Source organism: Pseudomonas sp. TE6288, assembly GCF_054062095.1.
Genome location: NZ_JBSSEW010000007.1, coordinates 155,912 through 175,845, shown reverse-complemented (window position 1 = coordinate 175,845; position 19,934 = coordinate 155,912). Strand labels below are relative to the sequence as shown.

General features: G+C 63.8%; 17 protein-coding genes. 9 read left to right on the top strand and 8 right to left on the bottom strand.

The window, feature by feature from the left end:
* Positions 1-269 precede the first annotated feature (269 nt).
* The 6 genes from ACVWY1_RS09480 to ACVWY1_RS09455 form a co-directional block, all read right to left on the bottom strand.
* A complete protein-coding gene (locus tag ACVWY1_RS09480; protein WP_457378176.1) occupies positions 270-560 on the bottom strand; it encodes a GIY-YIG nuclease family protein in 291 nt (96 codons plus the stop codon).
* A gap of 43 nt (positions 561-603) precedes the next feature.
* Positions 604-1,074, bottom strand: a complete 471-nt coding sequence (locus ACVWY1_RS09475; protein ID WP_457378175.1) for a nuclear transport factor 2 family protein — start codon at positions 1,072-1,074, stop codon at positions 604-606.
* 115 nt (positions 1,075-1,189) lie between these two features.
* A complete protein-coding gene (locus ACVWY1_RS09470) occupies positions 1,190-2,470 on the bottom strand; it encodes a CynX/NimT family MFS transporter (protein WP_277501863.1) in 1,281 nt (426 codons plus the stop codon).
* A gap of 13 nt (positions 2,471-2,483) precedes the next feature.
* Positions 2,484-3,152, bottom strand: coding sequence for a FadR/GntR family transcriptional regulator (locus ACVWY1_RS09465; RefSeq protein ID WP_457378174.1), 669 nt, complete (start codon positions 3,150-3,152; stop codon positions 2,484-2,486).
* Between the two features lie 482 nt (positions 3,153-3,634).
* Positions 3,635-4,990 carry an amino acid permease gene (locus ACVWY1_RS09460; RefSeq protein WP_277501867.1) on the bottom strand — a complete coding sequence of 452 codons (1,356 nt, stop codon included), beginning with the start codon at positions 4,988-4,990 and terminating at the stop codon, positions 3,635-3,637.
* 120 nt (positions 4,991-5,110) lie between these two features.
* Complete coding sequence (locus ACVWY1_RS09455; protein WP_139669025.1) at positions 5,111-6,052, bottom strand: AEC family transporter; 942 nt, start codon at positions 6,050-6,052, stop codon at positions 5,111-5,113.
* A gap of 189 nt (positions 6,053-6,241) precedes the next feature.
* Between ACVWY1_RS09455 and ACVWY1_RS09450 the strand changes: the two genes are divergently transcribed.
* Together ACVWY1_RS09450 and ACVWY1_RS09445 are read left to right on the top strand one after the other, a co-directional pair.
* Positions 6,242-7,876 (top strand): phospholipase, encoded by a 1,635-nt coding sequence (locus ACVWY1_RS09450; RefSeq protein ID WP_102684908.1) that lies wholly within the window; start codon positions 6,242-6,244, stop codon positions 7,874-7,876.
* A 14-nt stretch (positions 7,877-7,890) separates the two neighbouring features.
* On the top strand, positions 7,891-8,079 hold the full coding sequence (locus ACVWY1_RS09445; protein ID WP_277501872.1) for a hypothetical protein: 189 nt from the start codon (positions 7,891-7,893) through the stop codon (positions 8,077-8,079).
* A 133-nt stretch (positions 8,080-8,212) separates the two neighbouring features.
* Here ACVWY1_RS09445 and ACVWY1_RS09440 read toward each other — a convergent pair whose 3' ends face one another.
* Positions 8,213-8,773 (bottom strand): response regulator transcription factor, encoded by a 561-nt coding sequence (locus ACVWY1_RS09440; protein ID WP_023632665.1) that lies wholly within the window; start codon positions 8,771-8,773, stop codon positions 8,213-8,215.
* Positions 8,773-10,029 carry an ATP-binding protein gene (locus tag ACVWY1_RS09435; RefSeq protein ID WP_102684910.1) on the bottom strand — a complete coding sequence of 419 codons (1,257 nt, stop codon included), beginning with the start codon at positions 10,027-10,029 and terminating at the stop codon, positions 8,773-8,775. Before ACVWY1_RS09435 ends, ACVWY1_RS09440 begins: the two co-directional genes overlap by 1 nt.
* Before the next feature lie 202 nt (positions 10,030-10,231).
* Between ACVWY1_RS09435 and ACVWY1_RS09430 the strand changes: the two genes are divergently transcribed.
* From ACVWY1_RS09430 to ACVWY1_RS09400, 7 genes are all read left to right on the top strand, one after another.
* Entirely contained in the window at positions 10,232-10,954 is a 723-nt protein-coding gene (locus ACVWY1_RS09430) for an SIMPL domain-containing protein (protein ID WP_102684911.1), read from the top strand.
* 312 nt (positions 10,955-11,266) lie between these two features.
* Complete coding sequence (locus ACVWY1_RS09425) at positions 11,267-12,892, top strand: ABC transporter substrate-binding protein (RefSeq protein ID WP_102684912.1); 1,626 nt, start codon at positions 11,267-11,269, stop codon at positions 12,890-12,892.
* A 212-nt stretch (positions 12,893-13,104) separates the two neighbouring features.
* Positions 13,105-14,697 carry an ABC transporter substrate-binding protein gene (locus ACVWY1_RS09420; protein ID WP_457378173.1) on the top strand — a complete coding sequence of 531 codons (1,593 nt, stop codon included), beginning with the start codon at positions 13,105-13,107 and terminating at the stop codon, positions 14,695-14,697.
* A 157-nt stretch (positions 14,698-14,854) separates the two neighbouring features.
* The gene (locus tag ACVWY1_RS09415; protein ID WP_371918096.1) at positions 14,855-16,237 is read left to right on the top strand and encodes an OprD family porin; all 1,383 of its coding nucleotides are present in this window, start codon (positions 14,855-14,857) and stop codon (positions 16,235-16,237) included.
* 72 nt (positions 16,238-16,309) lie between these two features.
* The gene (locus ACVWY1_RS09410) at positions 16,310-17,905 is read left to right on the top strand and encodes an ABC transporter substrate-binding protein (RefSeq protein WP_457378172.1); all 1,596 of its coding nucleotides are present in this window, start codon (positions 16,310-16,312) and stop codon (positions 17,903-17,905) included.
* Positions 17,906-17,981: 76 nt separating this feature from the next.
* Positions 17,982-18,992 (top strand): ABC transporter permease subunit, encoded by a 1,011-nt coding sequence (locus ACVWY1_RS09405; protein WP_028689623.1) that lies wholly within the window; start codon positions 17,982-17,984, stop codon positions 18,990-18,992.
* Positions 18,993-19,002: 10 nt separating this feature from the next.
* On the top strand, positions 19,003-19,929 hold the full coding sequence (locus ACVWY1_RS09400; RefSeq protein ID WP_457378171.1) for an ABC transporter permease subunit: 927 nt from the start codon (positions 19,003-19,005) through the stop codon (positions 19,927-19,929).
* Positions 19,930-19,934 lie beyond the last annotated feature (5 nt).

Here is a 19,934-nt window from a genome sequence, read left to right as displayed (position 1 = left end):
TGCTATAGAGGCTGGTCACGCCAAACCTGCTAACGTGGCTTCAATAGCGGCTATATGCCATAACCCAGCTTCGGGAACCAGCCCCTAGATACTAAAGGGCCAAGACTGAGGCTTTTGGGCTCCGGCAGATCAGACTGTAATTGCGACTTCTAGTCGATAGCACCTCAAGGGGCGAGGAAGCTCATCCGGTCGTATGCAGAAAAAGACCATCGACTAGGACGCTCACATGGCGAGAGTACAGTGCGACCACAAGTGGGATAGTGATCTTCCTAGCCCGTTGTACCAATATAGGACGCCACCAACGCCTCCTTCGCCGCCTTGCGCAGTTTCTTCACCAAACGCTCCTGGCGCAGCGCCTCGCCTTTGTCCGGCCACTGCTCCACATACACCAGCGCCTGCGCCGGGCTGGTCTTGAAATACCGCGCGCCCTGCCCTTTCTGGTGCTTGATGAAGCGCCGCTGCGGATCGTCGCTGATACCGCAGTACAGCGAGCCATTGGCGGCACGCACCAGATAGACGTACCAGGGTTTGCAGTCGGGGGAAGGCGCTGTTTCGCTCACGGCTCGGTTCGGTGCAACGGAAGAAGGCCGCCAGCTTAACGCCTCAGCGCGCCTGCTGGAATGCGCGCAAGCCTTTGAACGCCTGCTGGCGTACCTTGTTCTGCACCATCGGCGACCAGCCCAGCAGCACGCCCGGCATGCCCAGGGCCTGACGCGTCCAGCGCCACAGGTCGAAACTGTCGTCGTGCTGGCAGATCAGCCCGTCACGAATCACGAAGCGCGCCTGGATATCGTTGACCACCACCCGCCCGGTCTGGCTGAACAGATAGGTTGCCACCCAATGCGCGCCGCCGCCGCGTTCGTCACTGCGCACGTTGTCGAAGGTCAGGGTGAAATCCTTGGCGCGGCGGGTGAGCATGCGCCACATGTCCCCGGCATCCTGCCCGCGCAAGGTGCCGAAGACCGGATCGCTGAAAACGATGTCGTCGCTGTAGCAGGCCACCATGGCCTCGGCGTCCAGGCGCTGGAAGGCCTGGTAGAAACGGGTGATCAGGGCGCTGTTGGCATCGCTCATTGGCGGTTATCCGTGCTTGGGCTCGAGAAGCGCAAGATAGTCCGGGCCCGGCTTTGGCGCCACAGCCATTTGCGCCATGAATGGTGCCGAAGCCCGAACCAGCTGCCAGCAGACCTCAGACCCGCTCGCTGACCACCCCCACATGCAACGCACGCCCGGCACCCAAGCCGAACACAATGGCGCCGATCCCCAGTACCGCGAAGATCCAGCCCACCGCGCCCCAGCCCCCGGTCAGGTCATGCACCAGCCCTACCGCGAACGGCCCCATGGAGGCCAGGGTGTAGCCCACGCCCTGGGCCATGCTCGAAAGATTGGCCGCCACATGGGCGTCCTTGGAGCGCAGCACGATCAAGGTCAACGCCAGGGCAAAGGTGCCGCCCTGGCCCAGCCCCAACAGGATCGCCCAGCCCCACAGCCCTTCCAGCGGCGCGTACAGGCAGCCGAACAGCCCGCCCAGGGTCACCAGCATCACCACCACGATGGCCAGGCGCTGATCCTTGCCGCGCGTCGCCAGCCATGGCGCGCTCAGCGAACTGACCAGTTGCACGATCACCGAGCCGGACAGCACCAGCCCTGCCTCGGTGGGGCTCAGCCCACGGCCGATCAGGATCGACGGCAACCAGCCGAACACGATGTAGGCCAGCGACGACTGCAGGCCCATGTACAGGGTCACCTGCCATGCCAGCGGATCACGCCACAAGCCTTGCACCCGGTAAGCCACCTTGTGCACGCCATGCCCCTGGTGGGACTGGGGTAGCCACACCAGCATCGCCAGCAACGCCGGCAGCACCCAGAAGCCCAGCCCCAGCGCCCAGCTGTCATCGAAGTGGCGGGTCAAGGGCACCGTGGCACCCGCGGCCATTGCCGCGCCCAGGCACAGCGCCATGGTGTAGACGCCGGTCAGGGTGCCTGCATGTTGTGGGAAATCACGCTTGACGATGCCAGGCAGCAGCACGCCGATGATGCCGATGCTCGCACCCGCCATCAGGCTGCCGAGGAACACGCCGGTGGCGCCCAGGGTACTGCGCACCAGGATGCCCAGCGCCAGGGTCAGCAAGATACCGAGGATGACCCGTTCGCTACCGAAACGTCGTGCCAGGACCGGTGCCAGCGGCGCGAAAAGCCCCAGGCACAGCACCGGCAAGGTGGTCAGCAGCCCCGCCTGCGATGCGCTGAGCCCCAGCCCTTCGGACACCTGCCCAAGTACGGGCGACATGCTCGACAGCGCCGGGCGCAGGTTCAGCGCCACCAGCACCAGGCCCAGCAACAACAGCCAGGGCCGGCGCAGCACGACAGGCTGTTGCTGGACTTGCTCATCGTCGGCCTCGGCGTCGATCAGCAGTTCTTCGAGGTCCGCCTCGCGGGGCGCGGTGTTGCGGGTCAGTTGTTCGGCCATGGCCTTCTCGTGGTCAGGATTCGATAAGGGTCCGGCTCAGGTGCTTGGCCCGCTCCGGATCGCGTTGTTCAAGGGCGTCGAGGATCTGCCCGTGCAGGTCGAACACGGCCTGACAACGGGGGACGGTCGTCATGTTGTGCTGCAGGGCCGCGCCGACCACGCCGGAAAAGTAGCGGTACAGCTCGCTCAAGGCCGGGTTGTGGGCGGCATCCACCAGGCGCTGGTGGAAGACCAGGTCGCATTCGACATAGGCATCCACATCGCCGTGGTAGTGCTGCGCACCGTGTTGCAGGGCTTCGCGCAGTGCCTGCAGGTCGGCTTCGGTGCGGCGCGACGCGGCCAGGCCGATGGCTTGTGTTTCAAGAATATGGCGGGTCTCGCGGGCGTGTTCGACGGCGCAGCGCGACATCACCTGCACGGCCTGCAGCGGGTCCACGGCGGTGCGCAGGTAGCTGCCGTCGCCCTGGCGGATTTCCACCAGGCCGCTGAAAGCCAGAACGCGCATGGCCTCACGCACGGTGTTGCGGCTGATGCCCAGGTCGTTGGCCAGCTCTGGTTCGGTGGGCAGGCGCTGGCCTACTGACCAGGTGCCCTGAGCGATGCGCTCGCGGAGCTGGTCTACGGCTTGTTCTACCAGGCTGCGTTTGATGAGCGGGGTCACGGGGGGCTTACGTCCAGTCATCGGATGAATTGCTTGACGATAGCGGGTTGGTGGGGGTGGAGCAAGGGGCGGTAGGTGCTGTTCTTTAAGTGGCTGTTTTGATTTTTATATGCACATTCTTGGAAGATGTCGACTTTTAGTCACCTTTCCGCCTTTACGGCGGCTTACTTTTCTCTTGGGAAAAGTAAGCAAAACCGTTCGGCTCCGTTCATACGGCCCCTGCGCTGCGCTCCGGGGTTCCCTCGCTCCGGGCTTGCTCCGGGAGTACGCGCCGACGGGCCATCCATGGCCTGATCGGCGCTCGACGGGCATCCATGCCCGTCGCCTCCCTACGCAAGCCCTGCACTCGGCCTCCTGAAGTCGCAATCGGCGGCGCCTGAGCTATCGTGCGCTTAGAAGCAAGAGCAAGAGCAAGAGCAAGAGCAAGAGCAAGAAATGCGAGTTTCGTGGTTGGCAGTGGCGATGTTATCGCCACTGCGATCCTGAAACCGACATGGAGCGGATCAGGCCTGACGTGCCTTCTTCATCCGGAACGCGACCCACAGCACGGCGATCCACGCCGGGATCAGCATCACCGAGATACGGATTGGCGGGGTGAGGTACATCACCACCAGGATCAGCACGATGAACGCCAGGCACAGGTAGTTGCTCAGCGGGTGCCACAGGCTCTTGTAGAACGGCGTGATGCCGGCCGCCAGCTTGGCCTTGCGGAACTTCAGGTGGGTGATGCTGATGCTCGCCCAGTTGATCACCAGCGCCGACACCGCCAGGGCCATCAGCAGGCCAAAGGCCTCGCCCGGCATCAGGTAGTTGATCACCACGCACAGGCCGGTGGCGAACGCCGATACACCCAGCGCGGTGAGCGGCACGCCACGGCGGCTGACCTTAAGCAACTGGCGCGGCGCGTCACCCTGCGTGGCCAGGCCGAACAGCATGCGGCTGTTGGCGTACACGCAGCTGTTGTAGACCGACAGCGCGGCGGTCAGCACCACGATGTTGAGGATGGTCGCCACCAGGTCGCTGTCCAGTTCGTGGAAGATCATCACGAACGGGCTGCCGCCCTGCACCACCTTCTGCCAGGGGTACAGCGACAACAGCACGGCCAGTGCGCCGATGTAGAAGATCAGGATGCGATAGACCACCTGGTTGGTGGCCTTCGGGATGCTCTCACGCGGGTTGGCCGCCTCGGCGGCGGTGATGCCCACCAGCTCCAGCCCCCCGAAGGAGAACATGATCACCGCCAGGGCCATGATCAGCCCGGTGACGCCATTGGGGAAGAAGCCGCCGTACTGCCACAGGTTGGCGACGCTGGCATCCGGCCCGCCGTGGCCGCTGGTCAGCAGCCAGGCGCCGAAACCGATCATGCTGACGATGGCCACCACCTTGACCAGGGCGAACCAGAACTCCATTTCGCCATATACCTTCACCTGGGTCAGGTTGATGGCGTTGATCACCACGAAGAAGATCGCCGCAGTGGCCCAGGTGGGGAAGTCCGGCCACCAGTACTGCACATAGATCCCCACGGCCGTGAGTTCGGCCATGCCGACCAGCACATACACCACCCAGTAGTTCCAGCCCGAGACGAAACCGGCGAACTCGCTCCAGTACTGGTGCGCGAAGTGGCTGAAGCTGCCGGCGACCGGCTCCTCGACCACCATCTCGCCCAGCTGGCGCATGATCAGGAAGGCCATCAGGCCGGCGATGGCGTAGCCCAGCAGCACCGACGGGCCGGCCAGCTGGATGGTCTGGGCGATGCCCAGGAACAGCCCGGTGCCGATGGCCCCGCCCAGCGCGATCAGCTGGATATGACGATTCTTCAGCCCGCGCTGCAAGCGCTCGGGCGTGCTCTGGTCTTGCATGAAGTGTCCTTTAGGTGAGGCAGTGTTATTGGTTTTGCTTGCAACTGAGCTGGTGTGGTGTTTTGCAAATACGACCAATAAAAAGCCTCGAGTTATGGTCGTTATTTGTGAAACACCACACTAGATCCATCCACCCCATTGCAAGAAGAAAATCCCGATGTTCGTGGTGACGGCGGCCATCAGTGTAGTGATCACGATGATCGACGCCGCCAGTTCATGGTTGCCGTTGGCCTCCCGCGCCATCACATAGCTGGCCGCCGCAGTGGGGCTGGCGATGTAGAGGAACAGGATGCCCAGTTCGGCACCACGGAACCCGCACAGCCAGGCACCCAGGGTGCCCAGCAGCGGCAGCCAGACCATCTTCACCAGGCTGACATCGACGGCCAGCCTGCCGCTGTCGCGCAGGGCCGCCAGCGACAGGGTGCCGCCGATGCAGATCAGCGCCAGCGGCAGGGTCATCTGGGCCAGGTAGTCACCGGAGGTCAGCAGCCAGTTGGGCAGCGGCACCTGGCCGTAGGCCATGGGTGTTGCCACCAGCACGCTGAGGATCAACGGGTTGCTGAAGATGCTCTTGCAGATGCTCCACGGGTCGGACTTCAGGTCCGGGCTGTACACCGCCAGTACCACCGCCGACAGCGAGTTGTACATGAGGATCACCAGCCCGGCCAGCACCGCGCCGAGGGATATACCGTAGTCGCCATACAGGCTGGCCGCCAGTGCCAGGCCGATCACGCCGTTGTTGCCGCGAAACGCGCCTTGCGTGTAGACGCCGCGGTCGGCCCGCGGGCAGCGCCAGATCGCCAGGCCCCAGGCCAGGCCGAAGCACGCCAGCGTCGCGCCGACGAAGTAGAGCATCACCCCTGGTTTTACCGCCGACGCCAGGTCGGCGTGGTAGATGCCGAGGAACAGCAGCGCCGGCATGCACACGTTGAACACCAGCTTGGAGGCGACCCGGTTGAAGTTGTCGTCGATCAAGCGGATGCGCTTGAGCAGCACGCCCATGAACAGCATGGCGAATACAGGTGCCGTGATGTTCAGTGTCTGGATGAGAAGGGCGAGCATGCAACGTGGTCCCGGGAAATGCGGTTAGGAGGGCAATCATACGTGAGAGCCGGGGGCTTGCGCCCGCCACAGCTGCCAGATGCCAGCACAAAGGGGGCTTGACGTAGGAAATTTCCTGCATATGATGCATATCACTGTATATACATACAGTATAAAAATGGATTATCCAGACATTGCAAGGAGCAAATCATGTCAGGAATGCAAACAGCGCCTGCGGCCATGAAAGCCCAGGCCACGCTGGTGGTCGCTGACCTCGACCAGTTGTTCGATGAGCACGGCATCGCCCTGCCCGGCCCCGACAGCCATCTGGTGCTGGTCATGCACGGCCACCACACCCTCAAGTATCACCGCCCTGCGCCACCGTCGGCTGGCGGCAATGCTGCGCAGCGCGGCCCGGAGCTATTCTTCGAAGGCGCAGAACACACCGCCATCGGCGACAACACCCTGTTGCGTTACGAGACAGGCCAACCAGGCACCCCCGCCCATCAGTCACCATTGCCGCTGCCCAACGGCCTGAACCTGACCTATGGCCAGGTGATCGCCCTGGGCGGCGACTTCTATGGGGTGCCCGAGCGCCCGATTGCCGATGGCGGCACCGACGCCGAACGAGTCGAGCGCTTCATCCAGGCGTTCGACTCCCTGGCGCGCCTGCCGGCGGCCAAGGCGGAAGCCGAACAGATCCTCGCGGTCATGCAGGAAGAAATCCGCGCAGCCAACCAGGCCATCAAGGACGGCCGTCAGCCCCATGAAGCCTATGAGGCACTGGGCGACAGCCTGTCGGCACGCTGGAACCGCATCACCGGCGGCGGCAGCTTCGCCTCCGACCTGTTCCCCCTGGGCCGCTACCTGAAGCTGGCCGCCAGCAACTGGGACCACTTCGGCCCCTGGGCGCTGCTGGCCTACCAGGCCGGCCACGCCGCAGCCTTGCAACAGGCGCTGAAAGCCCGCGCCAGCGGCGCCGAACGCGACCTGCAACTGGCCTATGCGATGAACGCCTTCGCCGACCACTTCCTCACCGACCTGTTCTCCGCCGGCCACCTGCGGGTACCGCGCAAGGCCCTGGCCGATACCGTCACGCCGAGCGACGTTGGCTCGCTGATCTCGCGCTTCATGCACGACGAGGACAGCAAGTACGGCCTGGCCGTGCGCAATGCCGAGGGCGAGCAATGGCGCGCCTACGGCGACAAGCGCTATTTCGACAGCGTCGATGTGGCCAACCGTCGTCAAGTGGCGCGCGCCGTGCAGCGCTCGGCCGATGAAGTGTTCCAGGCCTTCGCCGAGGGCCGCGTGCCCCAGGCCAAGGACTTTTCGGCCCTGCGCCTGGCGCCCGACCTGCACGCCGCCGAACAGGACCTGGTGCCCGGCAACTTCGCCGCGCTGTACTTCCAGGACGGCAAGGCGGTGCTGCGGCGCAAGGACGTCAACGACCTCAACGACCGCAACCGCATCGGCGACTGGTGGGGCTGGAGTACCTACCTGCTGCTCAAGGACTACAAGCCGAACAAGCCCACCGGTTTCATCGATGCCCCTGCCACCTCGCCGGTGATCACCGGCTGGGAGCGCCGTGAGCCCGATGGCCTGAACTGGCAACGGGGCAACGCGGTGCGCTATGCCTTCAGCATCACCGACCAGCTCAACGAGTCGTACATTGGCCCTTGGAGCGGCTATGCCGAGCTCACCGACCAGTTCCACCCGAGCGTGCAGGTGCCGGCGGACGGCAAGCAACGCGGGCGCAACCTGTTCCGCCAGTTCCGCGGAGGTTCACCGGAGCTGATTGCCAGCCTGGACGGCAAGACCACTCTCTATATCGATCGCAACGCGTGACAAGGAGGTCACCGATGAATATCAAGGTCAAACTGGAACTGGCTTCGGGCCAGTCGATGGAAGGCATGCCGCTGGAATTGCTGCGTGAGGGCAAGGTGATTGGCCGGGCGAAAGTGCCGGCAGGCGGACAGGTGGCGTTCGAGGCACCATCGGGAGCCGGACAGCTGGCGGTACGGGTTGACCGCTCGGGAGAAAAAGCCTGACAAAACGCAGGGGGCCACTACGTGGCCCTTTCGTCGCGGTTCGTCGCCACGACAAGCCGGCTCCCACAGGGCATCGATGATCCTTGTGGGAGCCGGCTTGCCGGCGATGGGCGCGCAGCGCCCCCAGTGGACTTCAGCGTCGGACCGGACGCTTCTGCAACTTGCGCTGCAAGGTGCGCCGGTGCATGCCCAGCGCCCGCGCCGTGGCGGAGATATTGCCCTCGTGCTCGCCCAGCACGCGCTGGATGTGCTCCCACTGCAGGCGGTCCACCGACATCGGGTTTTCCGGCACCAGCGTGTCCAGGTCGGTATGCTCCGAGAGCAGCGCCGCCAGCACATCGTCGGCGTCGGCCGGTTTGCACAGGTAGTTGCAGGCCCCGCGCTTGACTGCCTCGACCGCCGTGGCGATGCTCGAGTAACCGGTCAGGATCACCACGCGCATCTCCGGGTCCAGCTCCAGCAGCTTGGGCAACAGCACCAGGCCCGAGTCGCCCTCCATCTTCAGGTCCAGCGTGGCGTAGTCGGGCAGGTCCTGCTCGGCCAGTTTCAAGCCTTCCTCGGCGGAGCCCGCGGTGCTCACACGGAACCCACGACGCGACATCGCCCGGGCCATCACCCGGGTGAAGGTGGCGTCGTCATCCACCAGCAGCAGGTGCGGCAGCTCTTCGCCTTCGACCTGGTTTTCTTCGCTCATCATGCATCTCCTCGCTTGCCATGGGGCAGGCGCAATTCGGTCAGGGTGCCACCCTGCTCATGACTATAGAGTTTCACCGAACCGCCCGCACGCGTCACGCTGGCCTTGCTCAAGAACAGGCCCAGGCCGAAGCCTTTGCCCTTGGTGGTAATGAAAGGTTTGCCGATCGCTTCGGCGATGGCCGGCGGCACGCCGGGGCCATGGTCGCGGATGCTGATGACGATGTCCTGGGCGTCCCAATCCAGGCGCACCTCCAGGTCGTCCGGGCAGGCATCGGCGGCATTGTTCAACAGGTTCAGCAGGGCCTGGGTCAGGTCCGGCGGCGGCGTCAGCCGCGGCACCACGCCGTCGCGCAGGCGCTGGAAGCGGTAGCTGGCTTCCGGGCGCATCAGGTGCCAGCGGTTGAGCGCCTCGTCGAGCCAGGCGGTGACATCCTGCTCAACGATCGCCAGGCGCCGGTTGGCCTCGGCAGCGCGCACCAGTTGCTGCAAGGTTTCCTTGCACAGCTTGACCTGGTCCTGAAGGATCTGCAGGTCTTCCTGCAACAGCGGGTCGGCGTGGTCCTGGCGCATTTCGTTGAGCAGCACGCTCATGGTCGCCAGCGGCGTGCCCAGTTCGTGGGCGGCGCCGGCGGCCTGGGTGGCCACGGCCAGCAACTGCTCGTCGCGCAGGCTTTCTTCCCGACGCTCGGCGCGCAGGTTCTCTTGCTGGCGCAACTCCTCGGCCATGCGCGCGGCGAAGAAGGTGATCACCCCGGCGGCCAGGGCGATGCTCAGCCACATGCCGTAGACCTGCATGGTATCGCGCGCCAGCGGCAGCGTTTCCAGCGGGTAGTACTGCACCAGCAACAGGCTGTAGGCGACCAGGGCGATACCCGAGAGCACCAACGAGTAGATCCACGGCAGGGTGACCGCGGCGATGGCCAACGGCACCAGGTAATAGGAGACGAAGGGGTTGGTCGAACCGCCCGAGTAATAAAGCAGGGCACTGTGGATCAGCAGGTCGCAGGCCAGTTGCAGGGCGTACTCGAGTTCGGTGACCGGCAGCGACAGGCGCAGGCGCAGGGCGGTGAACGCGCACAGGAGCGACGACAGGGCCAGCGTGACTGCCAGCGAGAACCACGGCAGCGGCAGCAGCTCGGTCCAGTAGGCCACGCCTACCGAGCCGGCCTGGGCCGCCAGGACGAGAATGCGGATGAAGGTCAGGCGCCAGAGGTTCTGGCGTGTGGCGGACAACGGATGTGCGACGGCGAGCATGAGCTCTCCCAATTGAGTGCTCCAGGAAAATCGGCTGGAGTATACCGAAGCCGGGCGCTCCACTGCAGCGATGCGGCAAAGCGCCACACTTTGTCATAGATTCATGATGGCACTTTTGAACCCTCTACACTGTCACCGGTCTGATCGGCCATGCGTGGAACGGATCTGCTCACCCACGCCTTACCCTGCCAAGGAGTTCCACATGCACATTACCCGTCGCGGCGCCGCCGCCGTTGCCCTGTCCTGCGGCATGCTCGCCAGCCTGCCGGCCCTGGCGGCCGACGAGCCACGCTACAACCAGGTGTCGCTGCGTGCCGAAGTCAGCAAGGAAGTGGCGCGTGACCTGATGGTCGTGACGCTGTACAGCGAAGCGCAGAACACCGACCCGGGCAAGCTGGCCAAGGAGATCACCGAAACCATGAACAAGGCCGTGCAGCAGGCCCGCCAGGTCAAGGACGTGAAGATCAGCCAGGGCAGCCGCAACAGCTACCCGATCTACGACACCAAGGGCCAAAAGATCACCGGCTGGCGCGAACGCGCCGAACTGCGCCTGGAAAGCGCCGACTTCCCGGCCCTGTCCAAGCTCACCGGTGACCTGCTGCAAGACCTGAAGATGGGCGGCATGGACTTCTCCATTGCCCCGGCCACACGCAAGTCCAATGAAGACGAGTTGCTCAAGGATGCCGTCGCCGCCTTCAAGGCGCGTGCCCAACTGGCCACCGATGCCCTGGGCGGCAAAGGCTACAAGGTGGTCAGCCTGAACCTCAACAGCAGCGGTTACCCACGCCCTTACCTGCGTAACGCGCCAATGGCGATGATGGCCAAGGGCGCCGCCGATGAATCCGCGCCGGCGCCGGATATCGAAGCCGGAACCAGCGAAGTGAGCATGAGTGCCGATGGCCTGATCGAAGTCCAGGTGCCCTGACTCACTCAACCGGATGTCAGAGGCGGTCAAAACCGTCTCTGACAGCAGTTTCAGACCTTTCCTACGCACCAAACGGGTGCGTCTGCTTGTCACATAAAGTGCGAAATATCCTGAAATTTTCGCCCTTTTCCCCCTCGCAAACGATCAACATTCGCCAAAGTTATATGGATGCGACATCCATGTACGTCCGTACCACGTTTTTGCCGTCAACCATCCTGCTGAGTGTTGCATTGGGAATACCCCCTGCATAAGTATCCGCAGGTCGGCTCACGAGGCCGCCTCAATTCGAAAAATGACAACAATGAGGCCACCATGCTCAAACACGCAGTCATTCCGTTCCTGGTAGGTGCAGGCTTGCTAGCCGGCGCTCCCTCCGCCCTCGCCGCATCCAACCTGGTGTTCTGCTCCGAAGGCAGCCCGGCCGGGTTCGACCCGGGGCAATACACTACCGGAACCGACTTTGACGCCTCCGCCGAGACCATCTTCAACCGCCTGACGCAATTCGAACGCGGCGGCACCAAGGTCATTCCGGGCTTGGCCACCAGCTGGGACGTCTCCGATGACGGCAAGACCTACACCTTCCACCTGCGTGAAGGCGTCAAGTTCCATACCACCGATTACTTCAAGCCGACCCGCGACTTCAACGCCGACGACGTGCTGTTCACCTTCAACCGCATGCTCGACAAGGACCAGCCCTTCCGCAAGGCCTACCCCACCGAGTTCCCGTACTTCACCGACATGGGCATGGACAAGAACATCGCCAAGGTGGAAAAACTCGACGACCACACGGTGAAGTTCACCCTCGCCCAGGTCGACGCCGCGTTCATCCAGAACATGGCCATGCACTTCGCCTCGATCCAGTCAGCCGAATACGCCGACCAGTTGCTCAAGCAGGGCAAGCCCGCCGACATCAACCAGAAGCCGATCGGCACCGGGCCGTTCGTGTTCAAGAGCTACCAGAAAGACTCGAACATTCGCTTCACTGGCAACAAGAGCTACTGGAATCCTGAAGAAGTGAAGATCGACAACCTGATCTTTGCCATCAGCACCGACGCCTCGGTGCGCATGCAGAAACTCAAGAAGAACGAGTGCCAGGTGACGCTGTTCCCGCGTCCGGCCGATATCAAGCCGCTGCAGGAAGACAAGAAGCTGCAGATGCCCGACCAGGCCGGCTTCAACCTCGGCTATATCGCCTACAACGTGATGGACAAGATCAAGGGCAGCAACGAAGCGAATCCCCTGTCCCAACTCAAGGTCCGCCAAGCCCTGGACATGGCGGTCAACAAGCAACAGATCATCGAATCGGTGTATCAGGGTGCCGGCCAGCTGGCGGTCAACGCCATGCCGCCAACCCAATGGTCCTATGACGACACCATCAAGGACGCCGCGTACGACCCAGAGAAGGCCAAGCAACTGCTCAAGGAAGCCGGCATCAAGGAGGGTACCGAGATCACCCTGTGGGCCATGCCGGTGCAGCGCCCCTACAACCCCAACGCCAAGCTGATGGCCGAGATGCTCCAGTCCGACTGGGCCAAGATCGGCATCAAGGCCAAGATCGTCAGCTACGAATGGGGCGAGTACATCAAACGCTCCAAGGGCGGCGAGCAGGGCGCCATGCTGATCGGCTGGAGCGGCGACAATGGTGACCCGGACAACTGGCTGGGCACGCTCTATGGCTGCGATGCCATGGATGGCAACAACTTCTCCAAGTGGTGCTACAAGCCCTACGACGACCTGATCAAGCAAGCCAAGGCGACCTCCGACCAGGCCAAGCGCACCGAGCTGTACAAGCAGGCGCAACATATCCTCAAGGAGCAGGTGCCGATCACCCCCATCGCCCACTCCACCGTGTATCAGCCCATGAGCGCGAAAGTGAAGGACTTCAAGATCAGCCCCTTCGGCCTGAACTCCTTCTACGGGGTCAGCGTGGACAAGTAACGGTCGTGACCGCCCCGCCAGCGTTTGGCGGCGGGGCGGTGACATGATCGGGCGATACGCAGGGCAATTCCCTAGTGTTCGCCGGAACGCTCCCGCACCCAAATCAGTAGCGAACCCTGGCTCCCGCATTCTGGCGCACCTATCGTCAGGACTGGGATGCAGCAGCCGCGTTTTGCCTGCCGCTGCCTGAAAACACGGACAAAGGACCTGCCATGCGCCTCACCACACTGAGCTCCACCCTGCTTGCCCTCGGCCTGCTGAGCCAGGCTCCCGCGAGCCTCGCCAACAACCTGGTGTTCTGCTCCGAAGGCAGCCCGGCGGGCTTCGACACCGCCCAGTACACCGCGGCCACCGACAACGACGCCGCCGAACCGATTTACAACCGCCTGGTGGAGTTCGAGCGTGGCGGCACCGCCGTGCAACCGGGCCTGGCCACCGACTGGCAGGTGTCCGAGGACGGCCTGAAGTACACCTTCCACCTGCGACCCGGGGTGAAGTTCCATGGCAACAAGGACTTCAAGCCCAGCCGCGACTTCAACGCCGACGACGTGCTGTTCACCTTCAACCGCATGCTCGACAAGGACCACCCCTTCCGCAAGGCCTACCCCACCGAATTCCCGTACTTCATCAGCATGGGGCTGGACAAGAACATCGCCAAGGTCGAGAAGACCGACCCGCTCACCGTGGTCTTCACCCTCAACAAGGTCGACGCCGCGTTCCTGCAGAACATCGCCATGGCCTTCGCCTCGATTCTCTCCGCCGAGTACGCCGACCACCTGCTGGCCGGCGGCAAGGCCAGCGATATCAACCAGAAGCCGATCGGCACCGGCCCCTTCGTGTTCCAGCGCTACCAGAAGGATTCGCAGATCCGCTTCAAGGGCAACAAGGACTACTGGGCACCTGACCGGGTGAAGATCGACAACCTGGTGTTCTCGATCAACGTCGACCCGTCGGTGCGCATCCAGAAGCTGCGCCGCAACGAATGCCAGGTCACCCTACACCCGCGCCCGGCCGACCTGCCCGCGCTCAAGGAAGACGGCAAGCTGCAGGTAATGACGCAACCCGGTTTCAACCTTGGCTACATCGCCTACAACACCCAGCACCCACCCTTCGACCGGCTGGAAGTGCGCCAGGCCATGGACATGGCGGTGAACAAGCAGGCGATCATCCAGGCGGTCTACCAGGATGCCGGTCAGACCGCCGTCAACGCCATGCCGCCAACCCAGTGGTCCTACGACAAATCGATCAAGGACGCCCCCTTCGACCCGGAAAAAGCCAAGCAGCTGCTCAAGCAGGCCGGGGTCAAGGATGGCACCGAGATCACCCTGTGGGCTATGCCGGTACAGCGCCCCTACAACCCCAACGCCAAGCTCATGGCCGAAATGCTCCAGTCCGACTGGAGCAAGCTCGGTTTCAAGGTGCGCATCGTCAGCTACGAATGGGGTGAATACCTCAAGCGCATGAAGAACGGCGAGCATGACATCGCCCTGATCGGCTGGACCGGCGACAACGGTGACCCGGACAACTGGCTCGGCACCCTGTTCAGCTGCGACGCCATCGGCAGCAACAACTACTCCTTGTGGTGCGATTCGCAATACGACGCGCTGGTGAAAAAAGCCAAGCAGGTCACCGACCGCGACCAGCGCACCAGCCTCTACGAACAAGCCCAGCAACGTCTCAAGCGACAGGTGCCGATCACCCCGGTCGCGCACTCCACGGTCAACCAGCCGCTGAGCATCAGCGTGAAAGACTTCAAGGTCAGCCCCTTCGGACGCAACGTTTTCTCCGGCGTCAGCATCGATTGACCCTGCAACGCCCGGACGGGAGTGCGACCCACTCCCGCGCCAGCGTGCAGCCCGGATTTGCCTGGCAACCCCCAGGCAGACACTGCAGTACCGCGTCACCGTGACAAGCCCGGCTCACAAGGCCGGGTGATAACTAGAAAAATATCAGGGAGCTTTCATGTTGATTCGTACCACAACCACCGCACTGGCCTTGTCCGTCGGCGCCTTCTGCGCCCTCGCCCAGGCCGAACCCGCAAGCCAGGACTTCGTGCCGTTCGCGCTCAAGTCCAGCAGCGAACAGGCCGAAGCCAAAGGCTTCATCGATGGCCAGAGCCTGTCCGGCAGCACCCGCAACTGGTATGCCCGCGAACGCGCCACCCGCGCGCCGCTGTGGAAATACACCAAGGGCGACGGCACCCGCCACGACACCCACAGCCGTGACAACTGGGTGCAGGGCACCATCCTCAACTACAGCTCGGGCTTCACCGAAGGCACCGTCGGCTTTGCGGTGGAGGCCGCCGCCTACAATGCCATCGCCCTCGAGCAGGGCCGCGCCGCCGTGGCCGGCCCGAACAACCGTACCCTGACCCACAGCGACGGCGACCCGATCGGCCAGTGGAGCAAGATGGGCCTGGGCAACGTCAAGGCGCGCATCTCCAACACCACGCTGACCGTCGGTCGCCAGTCGGTCGACACGCCGATGATCGCCTACATCGGTAACCGTGCCTTGCCATCGAGCTTCCAGGGCGCGTTCCTGCACAGCGCCGAGTTCGAGAACCTGTCGTTCGACGTGGGTACCTTCGACCGCGTTTCGCCACGTACCGAGCAGAGCCTGAGCAAGTTCCGCAGCGAGTACGGCGCCGCCGGGGTCGAGACCGACCGAGCCAGCACCGTCGGCATCAACTACCAGCCGCTCAAGAGCCTGACCACCAGCCTCTACGCGACCAAGGTCGACGACTTCTGGAACCAGTACTACTTCGGCGCCAACCACGTGCTGGGCGACAGCGCGGTGCTGAGCCTGACCACCGGTCTGAACTACTACAAGACCGTGGACGAAGGCAGCAAGAAGATGGGCGAGATCGACAACGACACCTACAGCCTGTCGTTCGGCCTGACCCACCAGGCCCACACCCTCACCGCCTCCTGGCAGCAGGTCAACGGCAACGAGTACTTCGACTATCTGCATGAGACCAACGGCATCTACCTGGCCAACTCCCTGCTGTCGGACTTCAACGGCCCGAACGAGAAATCGCTGCAGATCAGCTATGTGCTGAACATGGCGCCCTATGGCGTGCCAGGCCTGAAGTTCAACGTCTACAACGCCCGCGGCTGGGATATCGACGGTACCCACTACAAGGGCACCGCCTATGACGTCCGGGGCCAGGACGGCGAGAACCACTACGAGTGGGGCATCGGCACCAGCTACGCGGTGCAGAGCGGCATGCTGAAGGACACCACCATCCGCGCCACCTATACCGCCCACCGTGCCAGCAAGGCGCAGAGCGACGGCAGTCTCGACGAGTTCCGTGTCGTCACCACCATTCCGTTCAACATCCTCTGACCGTTGGCGCCACGGCCCGCCTCCCCACGGGCCGTGGCGGCTACGCTGGAACTAGCACTGCAGGGAGGTTCCATGAAATCGCTACCGCTACGCGCTGCCCTGGCAGCCGTCATCCTGGGCGCCGCATCGAATCTGGCGGCCAAGCCGCTGGTGGTGTGCACCGAAGCCAGCCCGGAAGGCTTCGACATCGTCCAGTACACCACCGCCGTCACCGCCGACGCCACGGCCGAGGCCATCTTCAACCGCCTGGTCGACTTCAAGCCCGGCACCACCGAGATCCAGCCGGCCCTGGCCACCAGTTGGGACGTCAGCGCCGACGGCCTGGTCTACACCTTCCACCTGCGCGAAGGCGTCAAGTTCCACACCACCGACTACTTCAAGCCCACCCGCGACTTCAATGCCGATGACGTGCTGTGGAGCCTGAACCGTCAGCTGAAGAAAGACCATCCGTGGCACGACAAGACCAGCGTCGGCTACCCCTACTTCGAGAGCATGGCCTTCAAGGACCTGCTCAAGTCGGTCGAGAAGACCGACGATCACACCGTGGTGATCACCCTGACCCGCCCGGAAGCGCCTTTCCTGCGCGACCTGGCCATGGCCTTCACCTCGATCTACTCCGCCGAGTACGGCGACCAGCTGCTCAAGGCCGGCAAGACCGGCGACCTCAACAGCAAGCCGGTCGGCACCGGCCCGTTCGTGTTCCAGCGCTACAACAAGGACGCCAACGTCCGCTACAAGGCCAACCCGGACTACTTCCGTGGCAAGCCGCCCGCCGACGCGCTGATCTTCGCCATCGCCACCGACAGCAACGTGCGCCTGCAGAAACTGCGCGCCAACGAATGCCAGATCGCCTTGTATCCCAAGCCTGACGACGTGCCGGGGATCAAGACCGACCCGAAACTCAAGGTCGCCGAGATCGAGGCGCTGGTTACCGGCTACATCTCGATGAACACCCAGCACAAGTACCTGAGCGATGTGCGCGTGCGCAAGGCGATCGACATGGCCTTCGACCGCCAGACCCACGTCGACCAGCTGTTCGGCAAGGGCAACGCCCTGGTTGGGGTCAACCCGTATCCGCCGACCATGATCGGCTACAACACCGACAACAAGAACCCGCCCCACGACCTCGACAAGGCCCGCGCCCTGCTCAAGGAAGCCGGTGTGCCGGAGGGCACGGTGATCACTCTGTTCACCCGCAACGGCGGTGGCCCGACCAACCCCAACCCGCGCCTGTCCGCCGAAATGCTGCAGTCGGACCTGGCCAAGATCGGCATCAAGCTCGACATCCGTGTGATGGAGTGGGCCGAGATGCTGCGTCGCGCCAAGAAGGGCGAGGCCGACCTGGTGTCGGCGGGCTGGGCCGGCGACAACGGCGACCCGGACAACTTCCTCACGCCGATGCTCAGCTGCGACGCGGTGAAAAGTGGCGAGAACTATGCGCGCTGGTGCAACCAGAAATTCCAGGACCTGATCACCCGCGCCCGCGAAGTGATCGACAACGACGAACGCGCCAGGCTCTATAACGAGGCCTTGGCGGTGTACGATGAAGACCAGCCGTGGATCAGCATGGCCCACCCGAAAATGTTCACCGCCATGCGCGAGAACGTCGAAGGCTATGTGATCAACCCACTGACCAACAACAACTTCGCCACCACCAAGGTGAAGTAGAACAACAACAGCCGCCGGACCTTGTGCAAGAGGCCCCGGCGGCGCGCCGTTTCCGGCTGATGAGGTACCCCTGACAATGTTGAGTTTTATTGCCCGACGCCTGGGTCTGCTGATTCCGACCTTCTTCGGTATCACCCTGCTGACCTTCGCGCTCATACGCCTGATCCCCGGCGACCCCGTCGAAGTGATGATGGGCGAACGCCGGGTCGACCCCGAAATGCATGCCCAGGCCATGGAGCGCCTGGGCCTGAACAAACCGCTGCCGGCCCAGTACCTGGACTATGTCGGCAAGCTCGCCCAGGGCGACCTGGGCGAATCCCTGCGCACCCGTGAAAGCGTATGGAACGAATTCCTCACCCTGTTCCCGGCCACCCTGGAGCTGGCCATGGCCGCCCTGCTGTTCGCCGGGGTCATCGGCCTGCTGGCCGGGGTGATCGCCGCGCTCAAGCGCGGCTCGCTGTTCGACCACGGGGTGATGGGCATCTCCCTGGCCGGCTACTCGATGCCGATCTTCTGGTGGGGCCTGATCCTGATCATGTTCTTCTCGGTGAGCCTGGGCTGGACGCCAGTCTCCGGGCGCATCGACCTACTCTATGACATCGAGCCGAAAACCGGCTTCATGCTCATCGACACCCTGCTCAGCGACGAGGAAGGCGCGTTCAAGGATGCGGTGATGCACCTGATCCTGCCGGCCATCGTGCTGGGCACCATTCCGCTGGCGGTGATCGCCCGCATGACCCGCTCGTCGATGCTCGAAGTGCTGCGCGAGGACTACATCCGTACCGCCCGCGCCAAGGGCCTGTCGCCGTCACGGGTGGTGTTCATCCACGGCCTGCGCAACGCGCTGATCCCGGTGCTGACCGTGTTCGGCCTGCAGGTCGGCACACTGCTGGCCGGCGCCGTGCTCACCGAAACCATCTTTTCCTGGCCGGGCATCGGCAAATGGCTGATCGAGGCCATCGGTGCCCGTGACTACCCCGTGGTCCAGAACGGCATCCTGTTGATCGCCTGCCTGGTGATCCTGGTCAACTTCGTCGTGGATATCCTCTACGGCCTGGCCAACCCACGCATCCGTCATCAGCGCTGAGGACTACGCCATGACCAGCCCGATTCCAAAATCCGCCACCCCGCCCAGCGTGGTCGACCAAAGCTTGCTCTACCCCTCGCCGTACAAAGAATTCTGGCAGGCCTTCTCGCGCAACAAGGGCGCGGTGGCCGGCCTGGCGTTCATGTGCCTGGTGGTGTTCTGCGCCCTGTTCGCCCCCTGGGTGGCGCCGCACAACCCCAGCGAGCAATACCGCGACTTCCTGCTCACGCCGCCGGTATGGCTCGAAGGCGGTACCTGGCAGTTCATCCTCGGTACCGACGAACTGGGCCGCGACCTGCTCTCGCGGCTGATCCAGGGCGCCCGACTGTCGCTGTTGATCGGCCTGTCGTCGGTGGTGATGTCGCTGATCCCAGGCATCCTGCTGGGCCTGCTGGCCGGATTCTTCCCGCAGATCCTCGGCCCCTCGATCATGCGCCTGATGGACGTGATGCTGGCGCTGCCCTCGCTGCTGCTGGCCGTGGCCATCGTCGCCATCCTCGGCCCAGGCCTGATCAACACCGTGATCGCCATCGCCATCGTCTCGCTGCCGTCCTACGTGCGCCTGACCCGCGCCGCGGTGATGGGCGAACTGAACCGCGACTACGTCACCGCCGCGCGCCTGGCCGGTGCCGGGCTGCCGCGGCTGATGTTCGTCACCGTGCTGCCCAACTGCATGGCGCCGCTGATCGTGCAGGCCACCCTGAGCTTCTCCTCGGCAATCCTCGACGCTGCGGCCCTGGGCTTCCTCGGCCTCGGCGTGCAGCCGCCAACCCCCGAGTGGGGCACCATGCTGGCCTCGGCCCGCGACTACATCGAACGCGCCTGGTGGGTGGTGAGCCTGCCGGGCCTGACCATTTTGCTCAGTGTGCTGGCAATCAACCTGATGGGCGACGGCCTGCGCGACGCGCTGGACCCGAAACTCAAGAACGCCGCCTGAGGAGA